Source organism: Methylorubrum sp. POS3 (assembly GCF_043352485.1).
Classification (GTDB): Bacteria; Pseudomonadota; Alphaproteobacteria; order Rhizobiales; family Beijerinckiaceae; genus Methylobacterium; species Methylobacterium suomiense.
In genome coordinates, this window is record NZ_JAPRBT010000001.1 from 1,564,791 (window position 1) to 1,590,741 (window position 25,951).

The following is a 25,951-nucleotide window of genomic DNA, read 5'->3' on the forward strand; positions in this document are numbered from 1 at the left end:
CCATGACCACCAACCGGATCGTGTCCGTGCGGGAGACCCATTCGTGATCGTCGAGCTCGGCCATTACGCCCTGGCGCTCGCGCTGGCCCTCTCTCTCGTCCAGGCGGTGATGCCGGCCTGGGCCGCCCGCTCCGGCGATGCGGCGTTGCGCGAGGTCGCGGTGCCGGCGGCGCTCGGCACCTTCGCCTGCATCCTGTTCTCGTTCTGCGCGCTCACCTACGCGCATGTCGCCTCGGACTTCTCGGTCCAGAACGTCGTCGAGAACTCTCACACGGCCAAGCCGCTGATCTACAAGATCTCCGGCGTGTGGGGGAACCACGAGGGCTCGATGCTGCTCTGGGTGCTCATCCTCGCCCTGTTCGGGGCCTGGGTCGCCACCGCCAAGAATTCCGTGCCGGCGGTCCTGCGCACCAACACCCTGATGGTGCAGGCCTCGATCACCTTCGTGTTCGTGCTGTTCATCATCACGACCTCGAACCCGTTCAGCCGCGTCGCCCCGGCGCCGCTCGAGGGCAACGACCTCAATCCGCTGCTGCAGGATCTCGGCCTCGCGATCCATCCGCCGCTGCTCTATCTCGGCTATGTCGGCTTCTCGATCACCTTCGCCTTCGCCGTCGCCGCACTGATCGAGGGGCGCATCGACGCCGTCTGGGCGCGCGCCGTGCGACCCTGGACCCTGATCGCCTGGAGCTTCCTGACGCTCGGCATCGCCATGGGGTCGTACTGGGCCTATTACGAGCTCGGCTGGGGCGGCTGGTGGTTCTGGGACCCGGTCGAGAACGCCTCGCTGATGCCCTGGATCGCGGGTACGGCGCTGTTGCACTCCACCGTCGTCATGGAGAAGCGCGACGCGCTCAAGGTCTGGACGGTGCTGCTCGCCATCCTGACCTTCTCGCTCTCGCTGGTCGGCACCTTCATCGTCCGCTCCGGCCTCCTGACCTCGGTCCACAGCTTCGCCTCGGATCCGAGCCGCGGCGTCTTCATCCTCGGCATCCTCGCCCTGTTCATCGGCGGCTCCCTCAGCCTGTTCGCGTGGCGGGCGCCGATGCTGCGCCAGGGCGGCCTGTTCGCGCCGATCTCCCGCGAGGGCGCGCTGGTGATGAACAACCTGTTCCTCGTCGCCGCCTGCGCCACGGTGTTCGTCGGCACGCTCTATCCGCTGCTGCTGGAGATGCTGACGGGCGACAAGATCTCGGTCGGCCCGCCCTTCTTCAACTGGACCTTCATTCCCCTGGCGCTGCCGCTGCTGTTCATCGTCCCGTTCGGCCAGGGACTCGCCTGGAAGCGCGGCGATGCGGCGGCCGCCGCCCAGCGCCTGCTCGCGGCCTTCGCGGTGGCGCTCGTCGTCGGGCTCGCGGCCGCCGCAATGACCTGGGGCGGGCCGGTCATGGCACCGATCGGACTCGGCATCGGCGCCTATCTCATCATCGGCTCGGCCCTGGAGATCTGGGTCCGTGCCCGCGGCACCAGCCAGAGCCGCAGCCGCGATCTCGGCACGACGTGGCGCCGGGCGATCGGCCTGCCGCGCTCGGCCTGGGGCACCGCCCTGGCGCATGCGGGCGTCGGCGTCGCGGTGCTGGGCATCGCCGCGCAGGGCTGGGCCACGGAAGGCCTCGGCACCATCCGCCCCGGTGGGCAAGTGACGGCGGGTTCCTACGTCGCCACCCTCGACCGGGTCGGCCCGAAGAAGGGTGAGAATTACGAGGAGACCGCGGCCTTCCTGACCCTGCGCACCAAAGCCGGCGATTTCGTCGGCACGGTCGAGACCGGCAAGCGTTTCTACCCCTCCCGGCGGATGACGGTGACGGAAGCCGGCCTGACCACGATCGGGTTCAGTCAGATCTACGCGAGCCTCGGCGAGGTGATGCCCGACGGGTCGATCGGCCTGCGGCTCTACCACAAGCCTCTCGTGCTCCTGATCTGGATCGGCGCGCTGATCATGGCGGCGGGCGGCGGCCTCTCGCTCACCGACCGGCGCATGCGCGTGGGCGCTCCCGTCAAGGCGCGGGCGAAGCTGCCGCCGTCCGCGGTGCCGGCCGAATGACCCGTCTCCTCGCGCGACTCGCCCTGGTCCTGCTCCTCGTCCCGGCACCTGCCCTGGCGGTGCAGCCCGACGAGGTGTTGAAGGACCCGGCCATGGAGGCGCGGGCCCGCCAGATCTCGGAGGGCCTGCGCTGCCTCGTCTGTCAGAATCAGTCGATCGACGATTCCGACGCGCCGCTCGCCAAGGACCTGCGCCTGATCGTGCGCGAGCGCCTGAAGGAAGGCGATTCCAACAATCAGGTCGTCGATTACGTGGTCGCCCGCTACGGCGAGTTCGTGCTGCTGCGGCCCACCTTCGGCTGGCACACGCTGCTGCTCTGGCTGAGTCCGCTGCTCGCGGTGGGGCTCGGTGCCTTCGGCATCTGGCGCCTGTCGCGCCGCCAAGCCCCCAAGGCGGAGCGCCTGTCGGAGGCCGAGGCCGCCGAGGTCGAGGCGCTGCTCAAGCGGCCGTGACGGCGCGCTCGTCGAGCGTCCGTACCTCCGACCCCTCCCGCATGACGACGACGCGCCGCACGAACCGGGCGATGTCGGGGACCGAGCCCGGCACCGTCAGCTCTACCACCCGCTCGCCGCGGGAACGCTTCCTGCGCCACTGGGCATAGGGATAGGCGTCGAGCGGCAGGAAGGTATCGGCGCCGCGCGGGGCCGGAAACTGCCCGGTCGCTCCCGAATTGATCGGGGACAGCTCGATCCGGTCCGCGTAGGCGGCGACGAAGGGCGCGGCCTCGATCTCCAGAACCTCGTGGGCGTGGTCCCGATAGGCGCGTCCGGCCAGCAGCGTCTGGACGCGCTTGCGGCTCAGCCAGAAGAACACCCGCCCGTTGAGCCGCGCGTGCCAGTCGGCCGGGACGAGGCCGTCGCGCAGGCAGCGGGTCAATGCCTTGTCGCTCAAGGGCTTCTGGTCGCGCAGCACGATCCGTCCGAGATCGGCCCGCTCCAGCACGATGCTCTCGGGGCGGCGCCGGAGAGCCGCCTCCCGCGCCGCGCCGTCGATGGCGAACAGGTCGAGCGCGGCCACCGGACTGAGCAGGCCGTGACGGCGGATCGTCGGCCATGCCCCGGCTTCCGCCATGTGGAACAGTGTCGGGCAGTCGCGCAGCCACTCGGCGCGCTCGTCCGCATTCATCGGCGCTTCCTCGTCGTCCCCGTGCGGCGCGCCCTGCTTTCGCCCGATCGACCGGGCAGGACTTTGCGTCGACCGCCATCCTCAACGCAGCGAAACCCGATCCGAGCGCCATGCCGATCGCCGCACATCTTCGCCGCCTGCTCCTCGCGCCCCTGGCCGGCGTCGCCCTATCCCAGGCCGCGCAGGCGCATCCTCACGTCTGGGTCACGGCCAAGGCCGAGGTCGCCTACGAGGGCGGGCGCGTCGCCGGCATCCGGCACAGCTGGAGCTTCGATGCGGCCTATTCGGCCTACGTGACCCAGGGGCTCGACACCAACGGCGACGGCAAGCTCTCGCCGGAGGAACTCCAGGGACTTGCCACCGAGAACACCACGAATCTCGCCGAATTCGCCTACTTCACCAAGCTCAAGGTCGCGGGGCGGGAGCAGGCCTTCGCCGATCCCCGCGAGGCCCGCATGAGCATGGAGGGCGATCGGCTGACCCTGAGCTTCCTGCTGCCGCTGAAGGCGCCCACCGCGCAAGGACGGGGCGTTGCGGCGCTGGAGGTGTACGACCCGACCTATTTCGTTTCCTTCAGTCTCGCCGAGGGGGCGGATGCCGTGCGCCTGCCGGGCGCCGCCGCCGGCTGCACCACCACCGTGACGCGGCCCAAGACCGTCGAGCCCGCAGTGGCCGAGGCCGGCAAATCGATGACCGAGGCGATGTTCGAAGCCCTCACCTCCGCGTCGAATTACGGCGAGCAATTCGCCAACCGGGCCATCGTCGCATGTCCCTGACGGCGGCCCTGGCGCCCAAGGAGCGGATGGGAAGCCGGCTCCCCCTCCGTCTCGCCCTCGCCGCCGGGGCGGTTCTCGCCGTCGCCGGTCTGCTGGCCATCCTCTCCTGGATCGTCGGGCCGACCCTGCCGGCGCCGCCGCCGCGCTCACCCTTCGGCATCGGCTTTCGCGAGGCCGCGCCGGCGGCGACCGGTCTCGGCGGGTGGCTGCTCGCGGTCCAGTCGAACTTCTCGCGCAACCTGCAAGGGGCCGTGACGGCCTTGAAGGCGGGTGGCGACGGATGGGGCGGCTGGTGGCCCCTCGTCGTGATGGGCTTCGCCTACGGCGTGTTCCACGCGGCCGGGCCCGGACACGGCAAGGCGGTGATCGCCGGCTATATCGTGGCGGGCGAGCGCAGCCTGCGCCGCGGCTTCGCCCTCAGTGCCGCCGCCGCGCTCCTGCAAGCCTGCGTCGCCATCGCCATCGTCGGGATCGGCGCCCTCGTCCTCAAGGCGACGGCCGGCGGCATGACCCGGACCGGCATCCTGATCGAGACCGTCAGCTTCGCCCTGGTGGCGCTGCTCGGCGCCGCGGTGACGTGGCGCAAGGCCGGACGGCTCGCCGCGCTGGCGACGGATGCGCCTGCCGCCGCCTGCGCTCCCGGCTGCGGCCACGTCCACCTCACCGACGCCGCCGCCCTGGACCGGCTCGACGGCTGGCGCGAGCGGGCCGCCGTGGTGGTCGCCGCCGGAAGCCGCCCCTGTGCCGGGGCGGTGCTGATCCTCGTGTTCGGTGCAAGCCAGGGCATGCTGGCGGCCGGAATCGCGGCGACGCTGGCCATGGCGCTCGGCACGGCGCTCACCACCGGCGCGCTCGCGAGCCTCGCGGTCTTCGCCAAGGCGCTGGCTTTGCGCCTCGCGGGCGGGCGCGGCCGGGCCGGGGCGCTCGCGGTCGGCGGCCTCGAACTGATGGCTGCCGCCTTCGTGCTGGTGCTCGGCCTCGCCCTCGTCCTCGGGATCGCCTCCGGCGCCGGCGGCTGAACGTCCTCTCGCCAAGGACGGCCCCGGCGTGGCAGGCTGACCGCCCGATCCGGAGGAGAGCCCCCGCGTGACCACACCCGGCGATGCCCTCGATGCTTTCGCACCCATCCTGAACTGGCGGCTCCTGAAAGGCTCGCACGCCTTTCCGGGGCCGGACGGGGGCACCTGCATCAACGAGGCGGCGATCGTCGCGGCGGGCCTGCCCTACCGGACGATCCGGGGCACGGAGGATTGCCCGCCCTGCTTCTCCCGCCCCCTCGCGGCCTACGCCCTCGGCCTCAACGACGCGATGCCCGAAGCCGAGCGGCAGGGGCTGATGGTGTTCGTGCTGCGCCTCTCGGGTTCGGCCGATCGCCCCGAGATCGAGGCGGCCCGCACCCGCTTCCTCGCGCTGGAGAGCGTGCGTCGCATCCTGCCGCCGCTGCTCGACCGGGCCGGTTTGCCCGCGCTCGCCGCCCGCTGCGAGATCGCGGCCGATGCGGAGGCGGCGCTTGGAATGGCGAAGACCGCCGAAGCGCAGGGCGGAGCGCTGTCCCACGCCGCCGCGGGGCGCCGGGCCTGGATCGTCGGAGCCCACGCATCGGCGGTCGCCCGCACCGCGACGGCGGCGATCCGGGCCTTCACCGATCCGCGCTGTGCGGCGGAAGTGGCGGAGGGCGCAGCGCCCTTCGCCGACGGCATCTGGGCCAGCGCCATGGGCATCCTCGACGGGGCCCTCGGCATCGGCCGGCAGGCTCCGGCGATCGATCCGACCTCGGCACGGGACCGTCTCGACGCGGCCCGCGCTCAGGCGTAGGCGCGCGGGCGCGGCGGCTCGGCCAGGTCGATCTCCATCGACTCGCAGTTGGCGAGCCAGCGCCCGGTCAGGTGGTAGAAGAAGGTGCAATGGCCGACGACCGCGATGGTCCGCTCCGGCCGTGCCCGCAGCCATTCCCGGAAGCCCAGGACGCGCTGGTCGAACAGAGTGCGGGGCTCGACATGCCACCCTTCGGGCCCGGCCGCGCCTTCGGCGTACCACCACGTCTCGGGCAGGTGATCGACCTGAAAATCCGGGAATTCTTGCGCGAGGACCGAGGCTGCGCGACCGATGTCGCAACTGCTCTCCTGGCATTCGCGGTGCAACACCTCGACCAGCACCTTGGGGGTCGCCGGGTGGTCCGCGAAGAGGCCCGCCGTGGTCTGGAGCGCGCGGGTCAGCGGCGAGGTGACGACGAGCTCGAACGGCACGTCGCGCAGCCGCGCGCGGGCGGCGGCGACCTGGGCGTGGCCGCGCTCCGAGAGGCGGGCGTCGATATGGCCGGGATCGCGCCCCGTCGCCTCGTGATGGGCGTTGAAGGTCGATTCGCCGTGGCGGATGCAGATGATGCGAGTGACGGATTGAGTCATGGGGCGGATGTAGGCGGCGGGCCCCCGCGGGCCAGCCATTGCGGCGGCGGGTCTCGCCCCGTTCTGAGTCACGGCCTGCCCTGCACCCTGCTGAGCGGCCGTTCGGCGATCCAGGGTGAGCTGTTCGGCATCCGGGCGGCCCTGTTCTCCGGCCGGGGGGCGTTGGCAGGCAGCGCGCAATATGGTCGGATCGAGCCCGGCATGGCCTGCGAGCCGTAGTACCGCCACCGCCTCGACCGGTTGCGGGCGGACGGGCTCGCCGGGGAGTGACACGGCTCAGGCCGTGCTCGACAGCTTCATCAGCACGAGGCCGCCGACGATCAGCGCGGCGGCCAGAACCCGCATCGCGCTCAGCTCCTCTCCGAGCACCGCGATGCCGACCACGAAGGCGCCGATTGCGCCGACCCCGGTCCAGACCATGTAGGCGGTGCCGAGCGGAAGCGTCCGCATCGCCCAGGCGAGCCCGGCGAGACTCACCGCCATCGCCCCGACGGTGACGAGCGAGGGCCAGAGCCGCGAGAAGCCGTCGGATTGCTTCATCGAGAAGGCCCAGACGACCTCGAACAGGCCGGCGGCGATGAGGATGATCCAGGCCAAGGCGGCCTCCCGGCGCGTGTCGCCGGGCCGTCCCGGTCTTGGACCCGAACTTGACTCGCAAGCGGGGAGGACGTGGCCTCGCGGGCGTAGCTAAGGCACGCGACCCGGCTATTCCAGCCGCACCACCACGCTGTCGCTGGCCCCGGCCGCATCCATCACCGAGATGCGCGCGAAGCCCGCGCCCGCCGGGCTCCAGTCCGATTGCCGGCGCAGGCTCTCGGCGACCGGGAGGCCGTCCACCATCCAGGTCAGCGGCGGCAGGCCGCCGAGCGCCTTGAGGGCGAGGCGGGCTTTTTCCCCTGCGCCGAGGCCGAGATCGACCCGCGCGCCGTCGGGCGGATAGGCGATCTTCAGCGGCACGCCGAGCGTCGCCGCGAGGGTCTTGGGCGCATCGCGGCGGATGTGGCGCAGCGGTGGAGGCAGGGCGATGGTCGCGGCCACCAGAGCCTCGCGCGGGCGCGGCAGCGGCTCGGGTTCCCCGCCGAACCGGCTGAACGCGTCGAACAGCATCGGCGCGGCGGCGCTGCGCCCGACGAGGCCCGGCACCGAGGCGCCGTCCGGCCGCCCGACCCAGACCGCGACGGTGACGCGGGCGTCGAACCCCAAGGCCCAGGCGTCGCGGTAGCCGTAGGAGGTGCCGGTCTTGAAGGCGAGCCGCCCCGCAGGGGCATTCTCCGGAGGCGGGGCGCCGCGCAGGATGTCGGCCACGTACCAAGCGGAGACCGGATCGGCGACCGTGCGTTCGGGCGCGGCGGGGCTCGGCGGCCCGTCGAGGCGGTGCCGTAGGCTCGGCACGCTGCCGCCCCGTGCCAGCCCGGCATAGAGCCGGGCGAGATCGGTGAGCGTGATGCCGAGCCCGCCCAGCGCCACCGGCAGGCCGGGCGCGGTGTCGCGCGGCAGCAGGATCGAGGCGCCCGCTCCCCGCAGCCGCGCGACGAAGCGGGCCGCACCGACGGTCTCCAGCAGATCGACCGCGGGGAGATTGAGCGATTGCTGGAGCGCGACGCGGGCCGTCACGGTCCCGCGATAGCCCAGGTCGAAATTCTCGGGGGCGTAGCTCGCGGCGAAGCGCGCCGGGCGGTCGTCGAGCAGGGTTTCGGGATGGGCGAGGCCGTTCTCGAAAGCGAGCGCGTAGATGAAGGGCTTGAGCGCCGAACCCGGCGAGCGCACCGCGGCCGTGGCATCGACCGCACCGGCGCGGGTGCCGTCGAGATAGCCGGCGCTGCCGACATGGGCGAGGACATGGCCGCTGCGATTGTCGACGACGAGGATCGCCGCCGACAGGGCCGGACCCAGAGCAGTCGCGCGCTCGGCCGCCAACGACTCCAGGCTTGCCTGGAGACGGGCATCGAGCGTCAGGCGCTGCACCCGCGCATCGGGATCGGCGGCGACCGCCTGCTCGGCGGCGTGGGCCGCGAGCATCGGAAACCGCTTTCGCGCGGTGGGCACCGGCTCGGCCTTGGCGGCGTGGGCTTCCTGCGGCGTGAGCAGGCCGCGCGCGGCGGCGATGTCGAGCACCCGGTCGCGGGCGCGCCTCGCCGTCGCGGCGAAGCGGTCGGGCCGGCGGGCCTCGGGCGCCTGCGGCAGGGCGACCAGCAGGGCGCTTTCGGCGAAGGACAACCGGGCCGGCTCGCGGCCGAAATAGGCGAGGCTCGCCGCGCGCAGGCCTTCCACCGGGCCGCCATAGGGGGCGAGGGCCAAGTAGAGGTCGAGCACGCCCGCCTTGCCGAGGCGGCGCTCCAGCTCGACCGCGCGGATCATCTGCCGGAGCTTGGCGCGAAGCGAGCGCTCCGCCCGCGGCTCGACGAGGCGGGCGACCTGCATGGAGAGCGTCGAGCCGCCCGACACGATTCTCTGCGCGGTGAGCAACTGCCATGCGGCGCGGAGGGTGGCCGCCGGGTCGATCCCCGGATGGGTGTCGAAGCGGTGATCCTCGTAGGCCTTGAGCATGGCGAGGAAGCGCGGATCGACCTCGCCTGCGGTGACGGGCAGGCGCCAGCGCCCGTCGGTGGTGGCGAAGGGGCGCAGCAACTGCCCCTTCCGGTCGAGGATGACGGTGGAGCGGAGGGAGGCTGCGGTCAGGTCGAGGGGCGGGAGGGCGGCGGCGGTGCGCCAGAGGGTGAGGGCGGGGAGGGCCAGAGCGGCGAGCACGAGAAGGGCGACGAGCGTCCCGACGCGTCTCCCTCCCCCCTCTGCGGGGGAGGGTGGCCTCCGAAGGAGGTCGGGAGAGGGGAGCAACGTTTCCGCTTGGCTGCGTCCGACGCGAAAACTCCGGAAGCGTCGCTCCCCTCTCCCGCCTACTCCGCAGGCACCCTCACCCACCCAAGTCGGGCTTGCCCGACTTGGGCAGCTGCTTACCGAACTCGGGCAAGCCCGAGGTCCGGAGGGGGGAGGGTTCGATGGGGCATCGCGCCTCATGGCCTACTTCGCCGACACCACCTCGACCGATCCGAACGCGGAGCGCCCGAACCGCTCGGGGCGGTACATGTCCTCGACGCTCGCCCCCGGATGCACGTAGGTGCCCGGCGAGACGACCCGCACCGTGTAGGCCGCCGAGAAGAAGGCCGATTGCTCCGGCGTGCGGTCGTAGGCCGCCACGAAGCGGTCGTCGCGGAACTCGGTATGGACCGGCAGCACGTCGCTCTTGGCGAAGCTCAATCCCGAGAGCGCGTCCGCGTCCAGAAGCTTCGGGTTGTCGATCTCCAGGCCCGCGGGCAGGCGATCGACGAGGAGCAGGCGCGCGGCGCTCGCCTTCGCCTCGGTCACCTTCAGCACGACGACGAGGCGATCGTTCTGGCGGAGCGGCTTGCCGGTCTCCACCGGGCTGCCGTCGAGACGATAGAAGGCGCGCTCGACCGTGTAGCCGTGGGCGGCGGCGGGCTCCGGCGTGATCGGATTGCCGGAGACGCTGAGCGTCACCGGCACCGGCTCGCGGCCGGCATTGGCGATCCGCACCGGCCGCGCCTCCAGGGCCGGCGCCCGGTAGAGCCGCGAGAACGGGCCGGTCTCGGCCTTGCCGTCGATCGTCAGCCCGAGCGCGTCCGATTCCTTGGCGAGGCCTTGCGCGGCCAGGACCATCCAGGCGTTCTCCTGCGTGCTGTTCGCGCGGGCGTCGCCGCGCTCCTGACCGATCACCGCGGCCACGGGCTGGAGCGTCTCGCGGGCAAAGCCGGTCTCGGCGGACAGCGCCAGCAGGGCCGCGCCATCGCGCAGGCGGGAGCCGTAATCGGCGCGGTAATCGCCGTTGTCGCGGCCCGCCTGCAGCGCCTTCACCGCCGCGTTGAAGGCCTTTTGCGCCCGGCCCCTGTCCCCGAGCAGGGCGAGGGCGGCGGCGAGCTGCCCGCGCCCGAGCGGCGTGGCGAAATCCGCGATCTTGGTGTCGGCGAGGTAGCGCAGATCGCCCATCACCGGCCGGCCGTTGCGGGCGAGCACGTAGGCCGCGTAGGCCAGATCCATCCCGCCATTCTCGACATTCGTGGTGTTGGCCACCGTGTTGCGCAGACGGTCGAGGGCGCTGTTGAACGCGGTCTGCGGCACCGCGAAACCGCGCTCGCGGGCGCGGGTGAGGAAGTCGGTCACGTAGGCATCGAGCCACGTGTCGCCCGCGTTCTCCGTCGACCACAGGCCGAAGGCCCCGCTCGAATCCTGGCGTGCCAGCACCCGCTCGATGGCTCCACGCACCCGCTCGTCCACCGCACCGTCGAGGCCGAGCTTTTCGCTTGCCGCGAGGCCGTTGACGTAGAGGAGAGGCAATGCCCGGCTCACCGTCTGCTCGGAGCAGCCATAGGGGTAGCGGTCGAGGGATTGCAGCAGCGCCGCCACGTCGATCCCGGCGAGGCGGTTAGCCGCCACCGAGACCGCGCCGGTGCCGGGCAGGATGTCGGCGAGCAGGTCCGCCGTGATGTCGAGGTTCGCGCCCGGCTCCAGCGGGTGCACCGAACGGCGTACCAGCGCGCCGGTGCCGGGGCCGATGGCCAGGGCGAAGGATTGGCCGGCACTGCCCTGGATGCCCGGGCCGGTCAGCGTCAGGTCGAGCCGGGTGAGGCCGGGCCCCGCGGCGGTGATCGGGATCACGATCTGCCCCTTGGCGCCCGCCTCCAGCCGGAGCGTCGAGTGCAGGGCCTCGCCCGCCACCACGACGGGACCCGACAGGTCGAGATCGACCGTGTAGTCGCCGGCCCCGCCCTCGACGTTGTCGAGCGCCACGAAGAAGCGCGAGCGGTCGCCGACATTGAGGAAGCGCGGCAGCGTGCCGGTGAGCACGACGGGATCGCGCACGATCACGTCGGCCTGCGCCTGACCCACCCGCGTCTTGGTCCAGGCGGTCGCCATCAACCGGGCGGTGCCGTTGAAGGCCGGCAGGTCCAGCGGAATGCGTGCCGTCCCATCGGCGCCGACCGTGACGACACCGGAATAGAGCGCCAACGGCGCCTGCGTCGGCGGCGTATCGGCGAGTTCGGCCGACCCACCGTCGCCGCCGGAGCGGATCGCCCCGAGCGTGCCCTGCATGCCGTCGATCAGGTAGCCGTAGAGATCGCGCAACTCCGGCCCGAGCGCCTTCTGGCCGAAGAAGTACTGGAACGGGTTCGGCGCCTCGTAGCGGGTGAGGTTGAGGATGCCGACATCGACCGCCGCCAGCGTCACCCGCGCCTCCTCGCCGGCCTGAAGCCCGGCGATCTTGACCGGCACGGTCAGCGTGCCGCGGGGCCGCACCTTGTCCGGTGCTTCCAGCGAGACGGAAAGGCCGCGCTTCTCCCGGTCGATCGAGAACCATGCGAGGCCGAGCGCCCGGCCCGGCATGCGCTTGGCCGCCTGATCCAGCGGCCGATAGGCGGTGGCGACGAGGTAGGCGCCGGAGCCCCATTCCGCCTTGACGGGGATATCGACCGTGGTGCCGCCCTCGGCGACGGTGACGTCGCGAATCTCGTGGACGCGATCGCTCACCACGGCGAGCGTCGCCGTGCCCGCGAATTTCGGCGCGAGCCGGGCCCGGAGGCGTTCACCGGACGCGTAGGCGGCCTTGTCGAGGGTCAGGTCCAGAAGATCGGGCACGTCGGCGCTCTCGGAGCCGCCCCAACCGACCGAGAACGTCACGCTCGCCGCCGCCTGCGGCTGGCCCGGCACGGTGGCCTCCAGGCGGTACTGCCCGAGGCCGACCGGCGCGGCGATGCGGGCGGGGGCATCGGCCGAGATCGCCGCGCGCCCGTCGGCGACGCGGCGGCTCGACTTCACCGGCTCGAAGCTCCAGCGCCCGTCCTCGCGGTACCATTGATAGGTTCGCTCGAGCTTCGACAGCGTCCAGACCACGCCGTCCTGGGGAAGGCGCCGCCCATCGGGGGCGGCCATCACGAGATCGAAGGTCGCGGTCGCGCCGTCCGAGAGCTCGCTGCCGAATCCCTTGCGGATCGCCAGAACGGGGTTCGAGGGCAGGATCGGCAGGGTTACGCTGCGGCTCAAGGCCCGCCCGCCCGGCTCGCCGACGGAGAGAGTGATCTTGGCTTCCAGCGGCCGGGGCGCCGCCAGCTCCTGCACCGGCACGGTGAGGCTCGCCTGCCCCCGCGCGTCGGTGGTGGCCTTGGCCTCGGCCTCCGCGGTGGTGGCCTCCACCGCCTCGTCGTCGAGGCCGATGGAATAGCCGTCCAGGCCCTTGATGCCGGACGCGGTCGCGGGTTGCACCGCGACCGTGGCCGAGACGTCGAGTCCCGCGCCCGGAGCGCCGTAGAGGTAGCGGGCCGCCACGTCGATGGTGGCAGGCTCGCCGCGCGTCAGCGTCGGCGTCCGCGGGGTGAGGCTGACATTCAGCCGCTCGGGGACGTAATCCTCGACGAGCCAGCTCGCCTCGCCGACCGGGGGCGCCTTCGGATCGGTGTAGGCGGAGACCCGCCACGTGCCGTGCATGGCGCCGGCCATCAGCGGCAGCGAGAGGGCCCGCCCGCCGAGCCCCGCGTCGGCGACCGACGCGCGGCGATATTCGACGCCGTCCGGCCGCTTCACCACGAGGGTGAGGGGCAGCCCCGCCACCGCCGCGCCCTGCGGATCGCGCAGGAGCGCGGTGAGTTGCACGGTCTCGCCGGATCGATAGACGCCGCGCTCGGGGAAGAGGTAGGCCTCTGCGCCGCCCGGCGCCGGACGGCCCTTCACGCCGCGATCGGACAGGTCGAAGGCGCCCTGCGCCAGGTCGAGGAAGCCGTAATCGTCGCCGATCTGCGCCACGACGAGGCCCGGCTCCAGCCCGCCCTCGCCGCGGGCCAGCCCGCCGGGGAAGGCGGCGTGGCCCTGGCCGTCGGTCTTGGCGGTGGCGAGCACATCGTTGTTGCGGGCGACCAAGCGGATCTCGGCCCCCGACACCGCCTTGGCGCTGGCGAGCGAGCGGACCAGCACGTGCACGCCGTCGCGTCCCTTGAAGGCGGTCAGCCCGAGATCGGAGACGACGAACCATTGCGTTGCCTGGGTCTCGTACCCGCCCTCCTCGTCCGACGACGCATCGGTGGTGCCGGTCGGCTTGGCGAGCATCAGGTAGAGGCCGGGCTCGAGCGTGCCGACCGCCTGGAGCACGGGGAAGGCGGTGACTGCCTCGCGGTTGGTCTCAGCCTTCGCCGTGTCGAGCGTCCCCTTCCAGACCCGCTGGCCCTTCTGGTCGGCGATCCCCTTGGCGGTCGCGCCGCTGAGCTGGCTCAGGAACTCTTCCGAGCGAAGGGTCGGCAGCAGGCCACGGTCGCCGATGCGCAGCACCTCCACGTCGAGTGTGGGTGCGTTGACCGAGACCAGCGGCACGCCGGCCTGACCGGTGCGCGGCAGGACGTAGTTGCGGCCGGTGAAGCGGACCTGGGGGGAGCGGTCGCGGACATAGACCTCGTAATCCGCGGCCTTCAGGAGGTTCTCGCCTACGGTGGAGGGCAGGCCCTGGCGCAGAACGAAGGCGTAGCGCTCGGAATGCTTCAGTCCGTCGACACAGAGCTGCTGGCCCTCCGCCGTCACCGCCGCGTTGCTCGCGCCCGAGACGGCGACGAAGGGGGCGTAATCGGTTTTGGGAAGGAGCGACTCCGAGAAGGTGAAGCAGACTCGCGGCGCGGCGGCGTCGGAATCGACCTTGTAGTCGAGGATGCGGAAGCCGTGCTCCTCGCGCAGTTTTTCGTAGGTGCCCCGCGTCGGCGCATCGTCCTTGAGCGCGAGGCTCGCCCGGTAGGCCTCCATCGCCGGGCGCCACTCGTTCTGCGCCGCCTGGACCTCGCCGAGGCGGGCGAGCGCGCGGGCCTCGTCGGCGGGCGTCTTCGCCTTGAGGTAGCCCTGGTAGGCGGCGGCCGCCGCGCGGTTCCTGAGCTTGAGCCGGGCCGAATAATCGCCGCGCTCCTCGTCGGCGCCGGCCGCGGCAGCGGTGCGGGCATAGTCGAGCCAATTCCGGATATCGCTTGGGTCGGCCGCGATGGCCGCGGCATAGGCATTCATCTCGGCATCGGGTTCGGCCTCGTCGCTCTTGCCCGCGGCCTCCGCCTCGCGGCGCCACTGGGCGGCCGTCTTGGCGCCGGGGGGCGCCTCGGCCTTCAGCGTCGCCTCCAGGCGCACGCCCGCGCTGGCGAGCGCCTCGCGCAGGAAGCCTTTCTGGACCGGGGCCGTGGCGGATTTCTGCGGCGGTGCGGGGCGGGGTGCCTGGGCGGCGGCGGGCGGGATCGCCGCCAGGGACGCCGTCATGAGCGCCGCCGACAGCACGGCGAGGCGCCGGATCCGGTTGCCCTGGGACATGCATCGCCTCCCCGACCGGCGCCGTGCGGTCTCGCGCGATCCCGTGCGCCGTCGGTGGCACGCTATCACTTGGAACGGGCGCCGCAACGCTCGTCACAGCTTGTCGGGGCGCGCCCGAGACGGGCATCATTCTCCCGGCGACGCGCCCGCGCGTCGGGACGGACGACGGCGATGCGACAGCGGATGGCAGCGATTCGAACGGGCCTTGCGGCGCTGGCCGCCCTCGGGCTCGCCTTCGACGCTTCGGCGCAGGCGGTCCCTCCGGCACCCGCCGCCAAGCCCGCGGTGCCCACCCCCAAGCCTGCCGCGCCCGTGCCCGATCCCACCTTCGAGGCGGCGCGGTCGGCCTTCGAGGCTCTGCCCGAGCCCGAGCGGCGCGCGGTGCAGGACGCGCTGGTCTGGACCGGCGACTATAACGGCGTGACCACGGGTGGCTTCGGGCGACGGACCTTCGACGGCATCGCCACCTATCAGCGGCGCACCGGGGGCCCGCCCACCGGCCAACTCGCCGCGCCGGAGCGGGCGGCCCTCGCCGCGGCGGCCGATGCGGCGCGCAAGGCGGCGCGGTTCCGGATTCAGGCGGACGCGGCGAGCGGAGCCGCGATCGGCGTGCCGGAGCGCCTGCTGTCGAAGCGCAGCCCCCTGCCCGGCGGCACCCGCTGGCAGAGCGCCGATGGCCGCGTGACCCTCGACACCCGGTCCTTTCCGCCCGGCACGACCGATCTCGACGCGCTGTTCGAGCGCGCCACCGCCGCGGCGCCGGAGCGTAAGGTCACCTACAAGCTGAAGAAACCCGACTTCATCGTCGTGACCGCCGAGACCGCGACGGGGCGCTCCTATGTCCGTTATGCCCAGGGCGAAGCCGGCATTCGCGGCTTCGCCCTGGGCTACGACCGGGCCCTTGCCGGCGAGGTCGAACCCCTGGTGATCGCGGTGGCCAACAGCTTCGCGCCGTTTCCCGCAGCGGAGCCGCCCGCGCCGACGCCTCCGGCGGCCGCTTCGGTAAGGCCCGACCCCGCGCCCCGACCGGGGTCCGGCCCCGCCGTCACGCCGGCCGCGCCGCCGGCCGAAGCGCGCGCCTCCGCGACGGGGTTGAATCTCGGCGGCGGGCACGTCCTGACGACGGCCTCCGCTCTCGACGACTGCCCGGCCCCCCGGATCGGCGGGTTGCCGGGCCGGAGCGAAGCCCGCGACGCGGCCAATTCCCTGGTGCTGCTGCGGGTCGAGGGCCTCGGTGGCGGCGCAGGTCCGGTTCTTCGAGCGGATGCCGTCGGTGCGGACGAGGCGCTGCTGGTCCTCGCGGCGGGAGCGGGCGGGGGCCGGAGCGTCGCCCCCGGCATCGCCGGACCCGGCGGCTTGTACGCGCCGCTCCAGCCGGGGGCGGGCGGCGCGCCGGTTCTCGATCGGGCGGGCCGACTCGTCGGCCTCGTCGCGCGGGCGCCGGTGGCGCCGCGCCTGATCGCCGGGGTGATGCCGCCCACGCGCTACCCGACGGTGCCGGCCACCGCCGTGGCCGCCTTCCTGAAGCGGAGCGGAATCGGATCTGCCCTGCCACCCTCTGCGGCGCCCGTTGCCACGGCGACGCCCGGTGCGGCCGTCGCGCCGGTTCTCGCCGCGGTGGTCGATCTCCAATGCGGGCCGTGAGCCCCGCACGACGATCCCGAAAGCCGGAGAGGCAGGGTCATCGCCTCGGTCGAGCGATGGCGCCACCGTCCCCGGGAACGGAAGGGGGAGCGCTTCGTGCAGTATCGGGGAAAGGGCCGCAGCTCTCCGGTCAGTCGACGACGACGGCAACGAGGGAAAACAGGCCGGCCAGCAACAGGTTGCAGGCGATGAGGACGACGACCGTCATGGAACGTTTCGTTCTTTCGAGGGAGGACCGGGAAGTCGGGAAGGCACGCCTGTCCGGGGATAGCCGGAGAAGCTTGAGGATGTGTTCCCTCACGTCCGATTGCGGCGGCGGCGGGGCCTCACGTGCCCGAAAGCGGTGCATCGAGAACACACTCGCTCCCGATCGCCCTCTGCGCTTGAATGGACGCTGAACCGGCTCGCACCGGCCGGCTCTCGGAAAGTTGTTAAGGTTGTTTTAACCGATGTGATTCCGCCGGCGTCCTGTTTCGGGACACTTATGGCATGGCCCTTCTGAGCGACTCCCTCCTGACCGCCGCCGGCCTGTTCGGTTTCGGCGCGACGTCCGCACCCGTTTCCGAGGCATCGGCAAAGGCCGAGCCCGAGAGGAGAAACCCTTCGTCCGACGGGCTCTCGTCGGATGATCCCTTCTTTCTTGCGATCGCCGAGGCGCTCCAGGAGGCCGGCTACCTGGATTCCTGAAAACCCGGCGATTAAGCCTCGCCGACGACCGGCGCCCATTCCGGGGCCGGTGCCGGAGGCCGACACGCATGACCGCACCCCGCGACGTCCCGCAGACATCCGCGCAGGACGTTCTGGCCGCGGTGGGCAATACGCCGCTGATCCGGCTGCGCCGTGCCTCGGAGGAGACCGGCTGCACCATTCTCGGCAAGGCCGAATTCCTCAATCCGGGTCTCTCGGTGAAGGACCGGGCCGCCCTCTCGATCGTGCGCGACGCGGAGAAGCGCGGCCTGATCCGGCCCGGCGGCACCATCGTCGAGGGCACGGCGGGCAATACCGGGATCGGGCTCGCCCTGGTGGCGGCGGTGCGCGGCTACCGCACCGTCATCGTCATCCCCGAGACCCAGTCCGCGGAGAAGAAGGAGACGCTGCGGCTCGCCGGTGCCCGCCTCGTGGAGGTGCCCGCCGTCCCCTTCGCCAATCCCAACAACTACGTCCACGCCGCCCGTCGCCTCGCCGAGCGCCTGGCCGAGACGGAAGAGGCCGGCGCCTTCTTCGCCGACCAGTTCGACAACGTCGCGAACCGCCGGGCCCATATCGAGGGGACGGGCCCCGAGATCGTCGCGCAGACCGGCGGGGCCGTCGACGGCTTCGTCTGCGCCGCCGGAACCGGCGGCACGCTGGCGGGCGTGGCGGAGGCGTTGCGGGCCGCCAAGCCCGGCGTGACGATCGCGCTCTCGGATCCGGAGGGGTCGGCGCTGCACAGCCTCTACAGCACCGGGACACTCAAGGCCGAAGGATCCTCGATCACCGAGGGCATCGGCCAGGGCCGGGTGACGAAGAACCTCGAAGGGTTCGCCCCGGACCTCTCCTTCCGGATTCCCGACACGGAAGCGCTCGAGATCGTTTTCCGGCTCATGCGGGAGGAGGGCCTGTCGCTCGGCGGCTCCTCGGGCATCAACGTGGCGGGCGCGATCCGGCTGGCCCGTGCCCTGGGGCCGGGCCACACCATCGTGACGATCCTGTGCGATGGGGCGGCGCGCTACGCCTCGAAGCTGTTCAACCCCGCCTTTCTCACGGAGCGCGGCCTGCCCGTCCCGGACTGGCTCGGCGCGCCCGCGGGCGACCTGCCGGACTGGCGAGCCTGAAGGGCCTTCGGCCCGGTTCGTCTGGCCTCCCCGCCCATGCGAGGCGGGGACCGAAGCCATCCCGTGCTCCGCATCCCCCGGAACCACGGCCTGTTCGCCGCGCAATGACGGGGTGAGGCGGAGCACGCGGCGATCGCGCGGACGTCGTGTGAAGGGGCCGAGGCGCTATCCCCGCGTCTTTCCGAGGCGCGCGATCAGCGCCTCGATGTGCTCGCCGACCGGTTCGGTGAGGCAGCCGGCGTAGAGGCTGCGCAGATTCTTGCCGAGATGGCGGCGCACGCCCTGGCTCAGCGGCGGCGCGGCGGCCTCCGCCTTGGGCTTCGTCTCGGTGACCGTCTTCGTCACGGATCGTCTCCCATTCTGGCCCCTCGGAGCCGGCATCCTGGCAGGCGACGGTTAAGGCGGGTTTTACCGGTATCGTTGACGGGTGGTTCACCACGGGGCGTTCTGGGGAGCCCCCCGACATGCGGACGGCGCCCGACCCTCGCGGATCGGACGCCGTCTCGAGTTCTCAGGTTCCGTTATGCCGCGACCTCTTCCGACGAAGCGGCAGCCGTGTGCCTGGATTGCGCCCTAGAGCGTGCTGCATTTCTACGGAAACAGCAGCACGCTCTATCTCTTTGTGGTCACACGATGATTCCGGAAAACCGGATTCCACTTTTCCGCATCGTGCTCTAGCGCGTCGACGGCAGGAGCAGGTCCGGCAGCCAGAGGGCGATGCCCGGCACGAGGCAGAGCAGGATGATCGCCACGGCCATCAGGATCACGAAGGGCAGCGTGCCCCAGATGATGTCCTTCAAGGGGATATCGGGCGCGATGTTCTTGATGACGAAGATGTTGAGGCCCACCGGCGGGTGGATCAGGCCCATCTCCATGGTGATGGTCATCACGACACCGAACCAGACGAGGTCGAACCCGGCGGCCTTCAAGGGCGGCAGGATGATCGGCGCCGTCATCAGGATGATCGAGACCGGCGGCAGGAAGAAGCCGAGCGCGATCACCAGCGACAGGATGGTGGCGAGCAGCACCCAGGGCGAGAGCTGCATGGCGACGATGGCCTGGGCCGCCGCCTGAGAGATGTGGAGGTAGCTCATCACGTAGGCGTAGAGGAGCGACATGCCGATGATCAGCATCAGCATGGTCGATTCCCGCAGCGTCGCCGTGAGGATCGGGTCGAGGTCGCGGAAGCGCCAGACGCCGTAGATCACCGCGATGAGCGCCAGCGCCAGCAGGCCGCCCAGCCCCGCCGTCTCGGAGGGCGTGGCGTAGCCGCCGTAGAGCGCGACCATGACGCCGGTGAGCAGCACCACGAAGGGCAGCACCCGCGGCAGCGTCGAGAAGCGCTCCCGCATGCTGTAGGTGTCTTCCTTCAGGATCGGGTGCTGCGTGCCGGTCCGCTCGTAGGCCAGTTTCGCGGCGGCGAATTCCGAGCGGAAGCGGAACACCGACCAGCCGGCGAACAGCGCGACCAGGAGGAAGCCCGGCCCGATGCCGGCGAGGAACAGGCGCCCCAGCGATTGCTCGGCGGCGACCGCGTAGAGGATCATGGTGATCGAGGGCGGCAACAGGATGCCGAGCGTGCCGCCCGCGGCGATGATCCCGGCGGCGAAGCCCGGCGAGTAGCCGCGCTTCCGCATCTCCGGGATGCCGGCCGAGCCGATCGCCGAGCAGGTGGCGGGCGAGGAGCCGGCCATGGCGGCGAACAGCGCGCAGGCGAAGACGTTGGCGATGCCGAGGCCCCCGGGGATGCGGTGCATCCAGGCATGCATCGCCGAGTAGAGGTCCTGGCCGGCGCGCGAGCGCCCGATCGCCGCGCCCTTCAGGATGAAGAGCGGGATCGAGAGCAGGGTGATCGAGGCCATCTCCTCGTAGACGTTCTGCGCCACCGTATCGAGCGAGGCGGCGGGCATGAACGCGTACATGAAGGCGAGCGCGACGAAGCCGAGCGCGAAGGCGATGGGGATGCCCGACAGCATCGCCCCGAGCGTGGCCCCGGCATAGAGGAAGCCGATCGCGGCGGTGCTCATCGGTGTCCTCCGGTCTTGGTGGTGAGCGGTGCGCCCGACAGGGAAGCCGCGTCGTCGCGGTTTTTGTTGAGATCTGCGCCCATGCCGATCTTGCGGCCGGCAAAGCCCGCGGCCCACGGTCCGTAGAGGAGGGCTTGCGCGATCTGCAGGACGAGCTGGAGCGTCAGGAGGCTCATGCCCGCCGACATCAGGACGTAGGGGATCCAGAGCGGCGGCCCCCAGGTCGATTGCGAGATCTGGCCGTCGACCCAGGCCTCGTGGAACAGGCTCCAGCTCTTCCAGGCGAAGAAGGTCACGAAGGCGAGGCTCACCCCATCGACGAGGATGAGACGCACCCGGTTGACCGCGGGGGAGAGCAGGCCGGTCAGCGCCTCGATGGCGACATGGCCGCGCTTGGCCTGCACGCCCGCCGCCGAGAGGAAGGTCGCGCCGACGATCAGGAACACGGCGCTCTCGTCCTGCCACTCGGTGGGCTCATGCAGGACGTAGCGGATCACCACCGAGTAGCTCAGGACGAGGCAGGCCGCGACCAGCGCGAGGCCGCCGCAGACCAGGATGACGTGATTGAGCCGGCGCAGGGTCCGGTCGATGACCCCGAGAAGGCCCGGAACCCGCGGCTCCTCGGCCTTGCGGGTCTCGGAGGCGGCCGAGGCCGCGTCGAAGGCGTGGCTCATGCGACCTGCTCCGCCAGCTTGAGGAGCTCGGCGCAGGACGCGTTCTTGTTGGCGAAGTCCTTCCAGGCGGTGTCACGGGCGATGTCGCGCCACTTGCCCAAAGTCGCCTCGTCGAGCTGAACGACCTTCGCCCCCGCCTTGGAGAACACCTCCTCGACCCGGGTGTCGTCGGCCTTGGCGCCCTCCTGCCCGAAGCTCTCCAGCTCGCTGCCGACCGCCATGATCAGGTCCTGCTGGTCCTTCGGCAGGCCGGAGAACACAATCTTGGACATCATGATCGGCTCGAGCATGAACCAGTAGGAGCGCTCGCGGCCCGAGGTCAGCGCTTTGGAGATCTCCTCCAGGCGGAACGAAATCAGGCTGGTGGAGGAGGTCAGCACCGCGTCGCAGGCCCCGGTCTGCATGGCGGCGTAGGATTCGTTCGAGGGCAGCGAGAGGGTGGCGGCGCCCGCCTGCTTCATCATCAGGTCCATCTCGCGCGAGCCGCCGCGGACCTTCATGCCCTTGGCGTCGTCCGGCGTCAGCAGCGGGCGCTCGCGGCTCGCGATGCCCCCGGCCTGCCACACCCAGGAGACGAGGACGATGCCCTTGGCGTCGAGGATCTCGGTGAGCTTCTTGCCGACGGGGGCGGTCTTCCAGGCGAGGGCTTGCGCGTAGGAGGACACGAGCGCCGGCATCAGGCCGATATTGAGTTCGGGGACCTCGCCGCCCGCGTAAGGGGAGGGATAGAGCGAGAGGTCGAGAGCGCCTTTGCGCATGGCGCTGAACTGGGCGTTGGTCTTCATCAGCGACGAGCCGGGATAGACCTGCACGTCGATGGCGCCCTTCGACCGCTCCTTCACGGCGGCGGCGAACTTGCGGCACATCCGATCGCGGAAATCCCCCTCGTCGATCGAGCCGCCGGGGAATTGGTGCGAGATCTTCAAGGTCGTGGCGGCCTGGGCGGTACCGCGGCCGAAGGTCAGCAGAGCCGGTGCGGCGAGGCCGGCCGCGAGCAGGTGGCGGCGGTTCAGCGTCGAGGCGCTTGTCATGGCGTTTCCTTCCGAAATCCGCTTTCGCGGGTTCGCGCGCGGTATCCGCTTGTCGCGGTTCTATTGTGCGCTGCAAAATATTCTTGCTGCGCAACATAATATACAAGATCGCGCCATCTTGCATATTTTGTCAACCGCTCCGAATATGCTCTAGCAGGAAATCGCCGACGAGCTGCCGCCATGAATCAGACCCAGCGCCTCCGGCAGACGATCGAGGACGAGATCGTCGACGGGCGCCTCGCCGTGGGGTCCCGCCTGGACGAGACGCAGCTCGCGGAGCGGTTCGGGGTCTCGCGCACGCCGATCCGCGAGGCGCTCCTGCAACTTGCCGCCACCGGCTTGGTCGAGACCAAGCCGCGCAAGGGCATGGTGGTGAGCGCCCCCGAGCCGGGCCATCTCCTGGAAATGTTCGAGACGATGGCGGAGTTGGAGGCGTCGTGCGGTCGGCTCGCCGCCCGCCGCCTCACGCCGGAGTTGGAAGTCGAACTGAAGGCTGCCCTCGAGGCCTGCCGAAGCGCGGCGGCGCAAGGCGATCCGGAGGCCTATTACGGCGAGAATTACGTGTTCCACACGGTGGTCTACCGGGCCTGCCGCAACGCCTTCCTGTGCGGGCAGGCCCTGGCGCTGCACCGGCGCCTCTCGCCCTATCGCCGCCTACAACTGCGCACCCGCCACCGCGTGGCGCAATCGCTCAGCGAACACGAGGCGGTGGTGACCGCGATCCTGGCGGGCGACGGCGCCACCGCGGCCGAGCAACTGCGCCGCCACGTGCTGATCCAGGGCGACGGCTTCTCCGAACTCGTCGCCAACCTGCGGGCCCTCGATACCAGCGCGGCGTGAGGCGCCGCCGGAGTCTCATCTCGGCCTTGGACAGAATTTCAACCGTGCAGTGTACTGTACCACAGGGGGCGGCGCACGGTTGGTCCCCCGATGGAGCGGTTCGCGGCGTGACCCTGACACCGCTCTTCGAGGCAGGCGCGATCGTGATGGCCCATGCCGGAGCCGCCCTGGCGGCTCTCGGGCTCGGCGCTGCCCAGTTTTTCCTGCCCAAGGGAGGAGCGCATCACCGCATCCTCGGTTGGGGCTGGGTCGTGCTGATGGGGCTCGCCGCGGCGAGTTCCTTCGGCATCGGCGGCCAGTAGTGGAGCCCGATCCATCTCCTCTCGGCGGCGGCGTTGATCATGCTCGCCGTCGCAATCGTCCATGCCCGCGCTCGGCGCATCGAGGCGCATCGCTGGACCATGATCGGATTGTTCGTCGGGGCCCTGGTGATCACCGGTCTGTTCACCCTGGTGCCGGGCCGCGTGATGCACGCCGTGCTGTTCGGAACGTGACGCGCCGATCCGGATGGAATGGTGTCACGCGTCGTCGGTTCAGCCCCGAAACCCGAGCAGTTCGATTGCGTGACTGGCCACTCGGGAAAGGCGGCCTCTAAAAGGAGCTACCGGCGAGTGTGAGGCCCGGCTGAAACAAGAAGGGGAATGCCGCAACCATCGAAAACATTATTCCAAAGCAAAAATCACGATACCCTGAGAGGCGAATATCGCTCGATGAGCGAATTGGATCTACCTATGTTAGGGATCGTCATAAAACTTCTTGTTGTTAAGACGTTATTAGTATGACAAACGAAAAGATGCCTAATCCGTAGGCACAAGGGCGGCTGGCGGATGCAGCGTTTCTGCCCCTCAGAAGTCAACCATGTCCTGGCTCAACAATCTCCGGCTGCTCGGCAAGCTGGCCATTCCAGCTGCCGTGATGCTCATCGTCTCCGCCGGCATCATCCTGTTGGCGCGGGATAAGTTGGCGACACTGGCGGAAAACACGCAGCGCATCGTGGACGTCAATGCAGCCCGTGCGGTCATTTCTTTGCAGATGAACGTTGCCCTCGATGAGGCATCCATCAGCGAAAAAAACACGATCATCGAGACCGAAGATGCTGCGCTGGCTGCTCAGGTCGAGAACTTCAAGAACTCCAAGCAGCAGGCGCTCAATGCTATCGATCGGCTCATTGCGCTCGCCGATACGGAAGCGCGGCGCGCGACCAATCTCGGCATCAAGGACGATTTGAACCTGTTCTTCGCCGCCGCGGAGCGGTCGATCGCGCTCGGCGTGAAGAACAACAACGCCGAGGCGTCCAAGGTGTCCAACACCGAGGTGCGTTCCGCGCGGCGGAAGGTCGTCGAGTCGGTCACCAAGCGCGTCGAGACCAATCTGCGCGACCTGGAGGCCGCGAAGGCGCGGGCGGCGGAGATCGCCGGGGCGGCCTCCGGCACGCTCACCGGTCTCGCCGTGGCAGGATTGCTGGTGGCATTCGGCCTGCTCGCCGCCATCGCCATCTGGGGCGCCGTCCGGCCGATGGGGCGGCTCGTCGACGTCCTCCAGCGTATGGCCAAGGGCGACATCGATGCCGAGATCGCGGAGGCCCGCCGCGGCGACGAGATCGGCGCCATCGGCAAGGCTGTCGAGGGCATCAAGGCCATGGTCGCGCAGAAGGCGGCCGAGCAGGCGGAGATCAAGCGCATCGCCGACGAGGCGGCCGCCGTCGAGCGGAAGCGCACCATGTTGGAACTGGCCGACCGCTTCGAGCGGGCCGTCGGTGGCATTGTCGGCATGGTCTCGTCGTCGGCCACCGAGCTGCAGGCGACCGCTAGCACAATGACCGCCACGGCCACCGAAACGGCGAGCCAGTCCACCACGGTCGCGGCGGCCGCGGAGGAGGCAGCCTTCAACGTCAGCACCGTCGCCGCCGCCGCCGAGGAACTGGGCGCCTCCGTCCAGGAGATCGGACGCCAGGTCCACGGATCGGCCAGCCTCGCGCAGACGGCCGCAGGCGAAGCGGACCAGACGGCGCATTTCGTCGGCGAACTGAGCCAGGCCGCGACCCGGATCGGCGATGTGGTGAGCCTGATCTCGAACATCGCCGGACAGACGAACCTTCTGGCCCTTAATGCCACGATCGAGGCAGCCCGCGCGGGTGAGGCCGGGCGCGGCTTCGCGGTCGTGGCCAGCGAGGTCAAGGAACTCGCGGCCCAGACGGCCCGGGCCACGGGCGAGATTTCGGGCCAGATCGCCCAGATCCAGGGAGCGACGAGTCAGGCCGTGACGGCGATCGGGACGATCACGAGCCGGATCCGGGAGATCAATGCGATGACGACGACGATCGCCGCCGCGGTGGAGGAGCAGGGTGCCGCCACACAGGAGATCGTGCGCAATGTCTCGCAGGCGGCCAGCGGCACGGGCGAGGTGACGAGCAACATCGCCGGTGTGGCCCAGGCCTCCGAGGAAACCGGCGCCGCCGCCAGCCAAGTGCTGTCCGCGGCATCCGAGCTCTCGCGCCAGTCCGAGCATCTCGGCGCGGAGGTCGCGCGCTTCCTCAACACCGTGAGAGCCGCCTGATGAGCGGGGCCGAGATCCCCACCCTGCCGACCATGGGCCTCGCCACAGGGCAGGTCAGCCGCCTCGTCACGGAATTGGCCGAGGCGCGGGCAGCGGGGGGCGATCTCGGCTCCGAAGTGTCGGCTCTCCGGGCCGACCACGACGCGCTCCTGAACCTGTACGGCGATCTGGAGCGCGAACTCGCCGGACTGCAATCGGCGTTGGATCAGCTCGGTGTGCGGGGCCGTCTCGCCGGGGCGACGCTGCAGCCCTTGCTGGACGAGGTTCGACACCTCGCCGAGACGGCCCGCCGCGCCCCCGAGCGAGGCCAAGACGGCGAAGCCTGACGCCTTGAGCGGGTGACGACGACAGGCCGTCCGCCGAGCCGCGGATTGCGGTGGACCGACGGGCATGAACGCCAGCGATTGACGCAAATGCGAGGGGCTAGAGCGGCGCTTGACCGCTTTCGGCTGCGGGCAGGGCGGGCTGCTCGTCGGCTCGAACCGGCACGGGCGGCATGTCCCCGGCAAGGATGCGGATCATCTCACGGCGGCTCTCCAGCACGATGGCCGGGGGCTCGCCCACGATCCGGCACCAAGCCGACACGAACTCCGCGGCCGACATCAGCGTCAAAGCTTCCGCCGAGGGGAGATCCCCACGGTCCGTCATCCGATCCTCTCCGTTCACCGTATCGATTGA

Annotated in this window: 24 protein-coding genes; 14 read left to right on the forward strand and 10 right to left on the reverse strand. The window is 70.8% G+C overall.

Annotated elements, in window-relative coordinates:
* Positions 1-43 precede the first annotated feature (43 nt).
* Together OWC43_RS07460 and OWC43_RS07465 are read left to right on the forward strand one after the other, a co-directional pair.
* Complete coding sequence (locus OWC43_RS07460) at positions 44-2,044, forward strand: heme lyase CcmF/NrfE family subunit (protein ID WP_137831575.1); 2,001 nt, start codon at positions 44-46, stop codon at positions 2,042-2,044.
* On the forward strand, positions 2,041-2,496 hold the full coding sequence (locus OWC43_RS07465) for a cytochrome c-type biogenesis protein (protein ID WP_137831576.1): 456 nt from the start codon (positions 2,041-2,043) through the stop codon (positions 2,494-2,496). The genes OWC43_RS07460 and OWC43_RS07465 overlap by 4 nt, the downstream gene beginning before the upstream one ends.
* On the opposite strand, the gene OWC43_RS07470 is transcribed toward OWC43_RS07465, so the two are convergent.
* Positions 2,483-3,169 (reverse strand): DUF7002 family protein, encoded by a 687-nt coding sequence (locus OWC43_RS07470; protein ID WP_393956218.1) that lies wholly within the window; start codon positions 3,167-3,169, stop codon positions 2,483-2,485. The two genes, OWC43_RS07465 and OWC43_RS07470, sit on opposite strands and share 14 nt — an antisense overlap.
* Before the next feature lie 110 nt (positions 3,170-3,279).
* Between OWC43_RS07470 and OWC43_RS07475 the strand changes: the two genes are divergently transcribed.
* From OWC43_RS07475 to OWC43_RS07485, 3 genes are all read left to right on the forward strand, one after another.
* Positions 3,280-3,945 (forward strand): DUF1007 family protein, encoded by a 666-nt coding sequence (locus OWC43_RS07475; protein ID WP_393956219.1) that lies wholly within the window; start codon positions 3,280-3,282, stop codon positions 3,943-3,945.
* Entirely contained in the window at positions 3,936-4,964 is a 1,029-nt protein-coding gene (locus tag OWC43_RS07480; RefSeq protein WP_393956220.1) for a nickel/cobalt transporter, read from the forward strand. Before OWC43_RS07475 ends, OWC43_RS07480 begins: the two co-directional genes overlap by 10 nt.
* Positions 4,965-5,031: 67 nt before the next feature.
* Complete coding sequence (locus OWC43_RS07485) at positions 5,032-5,760, forward strand: hypothetical protein (protein WP_393956221.1); 729 nt, start codon at positions 5,032-5,034, stop codon at positions 5,758-5,760.
* Here the strand turns inward: OWC43_RS07485 and OWC43_RS07490 are convergent.
* Positions 5,751-6,350, reverse strand: coding sequence for a histidine phosphatase family protein (locus OWC43_RS07490; RefSeq protein WP_393956222.1), 600 nt, complete (start codon positions 6,348-6,350; stop codon positions 5,751-5,753). The two genes, OWC43_RS07485 and OWC43_RS07490, sit on opposite strands and share 10 nt — an antisense overlap.
* On the opposite strand from OWC43_RS07490, the gene OWC43_RS07495 reads away from it, so the two are divergent.
* A complete protein-coding gene (locus OWC43_RS07495) occupies positions 6,342-6,569 on the forward strand; it encodes a hypothetical protein (protein WP_393956223.1) in 228 nt (75 codons plus the stop codon). The genes OWC43_RS07490 and OWC43_RS07495 overlap by 9 nt on opposite strands.
* A 57-nt stretch (positions 6,570-6,626) precedes the next feature.
* On the opposite strand, the gene sugE is transcribed toward OWC43_RS07495, so the two are convergent.
* The 3 genes from sugE to OWC43_RS07510 all read right to left on the reverse strand — a co-directional run bounded on the left by sugE (position 6,627) and on the right by OWC43_RS07510 (position 14,687).
* The gene (gene sugE, locus OWC43_RS07500; protein WP_393956224.1) at positions 6,627-6,947 is read right to left on the reverse strand and encodes a quaternary ammonium compound efflux SMR transporter SugE; all 321 of its coding nucleotides are present in this window, start codon (positions 6,945-6,947) and stop codon (positions 6,627-6,629) included.
* 108 nt (positions 6,948-7,055) lie between these two features.
* Complete coding sequence (pbpC, locus tag OWC43_RS07505; protein WP_393956225.1) at positions 7,056-9,098, reverse strand: penicillin-binding protein 1C; 2,043 nt, start codon at positions 9,096-9,098, stop codon at positions 7,056-7,058.
* Positions 9,099-9,368: 270 nt separating this feature from the next.
* Positions 9,369-14,687: an alpha-2-macroglobulin gene (locus OWC43_RS07510; protein ID WP_393956226.1), complete on the reverse strand. Its 5,319-nt coding sequence runs from the start codon at positions 14,685-14,687 to the stop codon at positions 9,369-9,371.
* A 183-nt stretch (positions 14,688-14,870) separates the two neighbouring features.
* On the opposite strand from OWC43_RS07510, the gene OWC43_RS07515 reads away from it, so the two are divergent.
* The 3 genes from OWC43_RS07515 (at position 14,871) to OWC43_RS07525 (ending at position 18,145) form a co-directional block, all read left to right on the forward strand.
* A complete protein-coding gene (locus OWC43_RS07515; protein ID WP_393956227.1) occupies positions 14,871-16,331 on the forward strand; it encodes a peptidoglycan-binding protein in 1,461 nt (486 codons plus the stop codon).
* 489 nt (positions 16,332-16,820) lie between these two features.
* The gene (locus tag OWC43_RS07520) at positions 16,821-17,018 is read left to right on the forward strand and encodes a hypothetical protein (protein WP_137829509.1); all 198 of its coding nucleotides are present in this window, start codon (positions 16,821-16,823) and stop codon (positions 17,016-17,018) included.
* A gap of 68 nt (positions 17,019-17,086) precedes the next feature.
* On the forward strand, positions 17,087-18,145 hold the full coding sequence (locus OWC43_RS07525; protein ID WP_137829510.1) for a cysteine synthase A: 1,059 nt from the start codon (positions 17,087-17,089) through the stop codon (positions 18,143-18,145).
* A 165-nt stretch (positions 18,146-18,310) separates the two neighbouring features.
* On the opposite strand, the gene OWC43_RS07530 is transcribed toward OWC43_RS07525, so the two are convergent.
* The 4 genes from OWC43_RS07530 to dctP form a co-directional block, all read right to left on the reverse strand.
* The gene (locus OWC43_RS07530; RefSeq protein ID WP_393956228.1) at positions 18,311-18,490 is read right to left on the reverse strand and encodes a hypothetical protein; all 180 of its coding nucleotides are present in this window, start codon (positions 18,488-18,490) and stop codon (positions 18,311-18,313) included.
* 329 nt (positions 18,491-18,819) lie between these two features.
* Positions 18,820-20,172 carry a TRAP transporter large permease gene (locus tag OWC43_RS07535; protein WP_393956229.1) on the reverse strand — a complete coding sequence of 451 codons (1,353 nt, stop codon included), beginning with the start codon at positions 20,170-20,172 and terminating at the stop codon, positions 18,820-18,822.
* The gene (locus OWC43_RS07540; RefSeq protein ID WP_137829513.1) at positions 20,169-20,846 is read right to left on the reverse strand and encodes a TRAP transporter small permease; all 678 of its coding nucleotides are present in this window, start codon (positions 20,844-20,846) and stop codon (positions 20,169-20,171) included. The genes OWC43_RS07535 and OWC43_RS07540 overlap by 4 nt, the downstream gene beginning before the upstream one ends.
* Positions 20,843-21,877, reverse strand: coding sequence for a TRAP transporter substrate-binding protein DctP (gene dctP, locus OWC43_RS07545; RefSeq protein ID WP_137829514.1), 1,035 nt, complete (start codon positions 21,875-21,877; stop codon positions 20,843-20,845). The genes OWC43_RS07540 and dctP overlap by 4 nt, the downstream gene beginning before the upstream one ends.
* 180 nt (positions 21,878-22,057) lie before the next feature.
* Here dctP and OWC43_RS07550 point away from each other — a divergent pair, with 180 nt between their 5' ends.
* From OWC43_RS07550 to OWC43_RS07570, 5 genes are all read left to right on the forward strand, one after another.
* Positions 22,058-22,717 (forward strand): GntR family transcriptional regulator, encoded by a 660-nt coding sequence (locus tag OWC43_RS07550; RefSeq protein WP_393956230.1) that lies wholly within the window; start codon positions 22,058-22,060, stop codon positions 22,715-22,717.
* Between the two features lie 107 nt (positions 22,718-22,824).
* Positions 22,825-23,019: a hypothetical protein gene (locus tag OWC43_RS07555; RefSeq protein ID WP_393956231.1), complete on the forward strand. Its 195-nt coding sequence runs from the start codon at positions 22,825-22,827 to the stop codon at positions 23,017-23,019.
* Between the two features lie 39 nt (positions 23,020-23,058).
* Positions 23,059-23,211 carry a hypothetical protein gene (locus OWC43_RS07560; protein ID WP_393956232.1) on the forward strand — a complete coding sequence of 51 codons (153 nt, stop codon included), beginning with the start codon at positions 23,059-23,061 and terminating at the stop codon, positions 23,209-23,211.
* A gap of 364 nt (positions 23,212-23,575) precedes the next feature.
* On the forward strand, positions 23,576-25,273 hold the full coding sequence (locus tag OWC43_RS07565) for a methyl-accepting chemotaxis protein (RefSeq protein WP_393956233.1): 1,698 nt from the start codon (positions 23,576-23,578) through the stop codon (positions 25,271-25,273).
* On the forward strand, positions 25,273-25,599 hold the full coding sequence (locus OWC43_RS07570) for a hypothetical protein (protein ID WP_393956234.1): 327 nt from the start codon (positions 25,273-25,275) through the stop codon (positions 25,597-25,599). The genes OWC43_RS07565 and OWC43_RS07570 overlap by 1 nt, the downstream gene beginning before the upstream one ends.
* Positions 25,600-25,696: 97 nt before the next feature.
* Here OWC43_RS07570 and OWC43_RS07575 read toward each other — a convergent pair whose 3' ends face one another.
* The gene (locus OWC43_RS07575) at positions 25,697-25,921 is read right to left on the reverse strand and encodes a hypothetical protein (RefSeq protein ID WP_137829519.1); all 225 of its coding nucleotides are present in this window, start codon (positions 25,919-25,921) and stop codon (positions 25,697-25,699) included.
* Between the last annotated feature and the right edge of the window lie 30 nt (positions 25,922-25,951).

Bases quoted from the DNA above. Each gene is read 5' to 3' on its own strand.
- OWC43_RS07465 (WP_137831576.1), top strand. From the start codon at position 2,041: ATGACCCGTCTCCTCGCGCGACTCGCCCTGGTCCTGCTCCTCGTCCCG.
- OWC43_RS07525 (WP_137829510.1), top strand. From the start codon at position 17,087: ATGACCGCACCCCGCGACGTCCCGCAGACATCCGCGCAGGACGTTCTG.
- OWC43_RS07565 (WP_393956233.1), top strand. From the start codon at position 23,576: ATGTCCTGGCTCAACAATCTCCGGCTGCTCGGCAAGCTGGCCATTCCA.
- OWC43_RS07520 (WP_137829509.1), top strand. From the start codon at position 16,821: ATGGCCCTTCTGAGCGACTCCCTCCTGACCGCCGCCGGCCTGTTCGGT.
- OWC43_RS07480 (WP_393956220.1), top strand. From the start codon at position 3,936: ATGTCCCTGACGGCGGCCCTGGCGCCCAAGGAGCGGATGGGAAGCCGG.
- OWC43_RS07560 (WP_393956232.1), top strand. From the start codon at position 23,059: ATGCTCGCCGTCGCAATCGTCCATGCCCGCGCTCGGCGCATCGAGGCG.
- dctP (WP_137829514.1), bottom strand. From the start codon at position 21,877: ATGACAAGCGCCTCGACGCTGAACCGCCGCCACCTGCTCGCGGCCGGC.
- OWC43_RS07510 (WP_393956226.1), bottom strand. From the start codon at position 14,687: ATGTCCCAGGGCAACCGGATCCGGCGCCTCGCCGTGCTGTCGGCGGCG.
- OWC43_RS07570 (WP_393956234.1), top strand. From the start codon at position 25,273: ATGAGCGGGGCCGAGATCCCCACCCTGCCGACCATGGGCCTCGCCACA.
- OWC43_RS07575 (WP_137829519.1), bottom strand. From the start codon at position 25,921: ATGACGGACCGTGGGGATCTCCCCTCGGCGGAAGCTTTGACGCTGATG.
- OWC43_RS07475 (WP_393956219.1), top strand. From the start codon at position 3,280: ATGCCGATCGCCGCACATCTTCGCCGCCTGCTCCTCGCGCCCCTGGCC.
- OWC43_RS07540 (WP_137829513.1), bottom strand. From the start codon at position 20,846: ATGAGCCACGCCTTCGACGCGGCCTCGGCCGCCTCCGAGACCCGCAAG.
- OWC43_RS07470 (WP_393956218.1), bottom strand. From the start codon at position 3,169: ATGAATGCGGACGAGCGCGCCGAGTGGCTGCGCGACTGCCCGACACTG.
- OWC43_RS07490 (WP_393956222.1), bottom strand. From the start codon at position 6,350: ATGACTCAATCCGTCACTCGCATCATCTGCATCCGCCACGGCGAATCG.
- OWC43_RS07535 (WP_393956229.1), bottom strand. From the start codon at position 20,172: ATGAGCACCGCCGCGATCGGCTTCCTCTATGCCGGGGCCACGCTCGGG.
- OWC43_RS07515 (WP_393956227.1), top strand. From the start codon at position 14,871: ATGGCAGCGATTCGAACGGGCCTTGCGGCGCTGGCCGCCCTCGGGCTC.
- OWC43_RS07550 (WP_393956230.1), top strand. From the start codon at position 22,058: ATGAATCAGACCCAGCGCCTCCGGCAGACGATCGAGGACGAGATCGTC.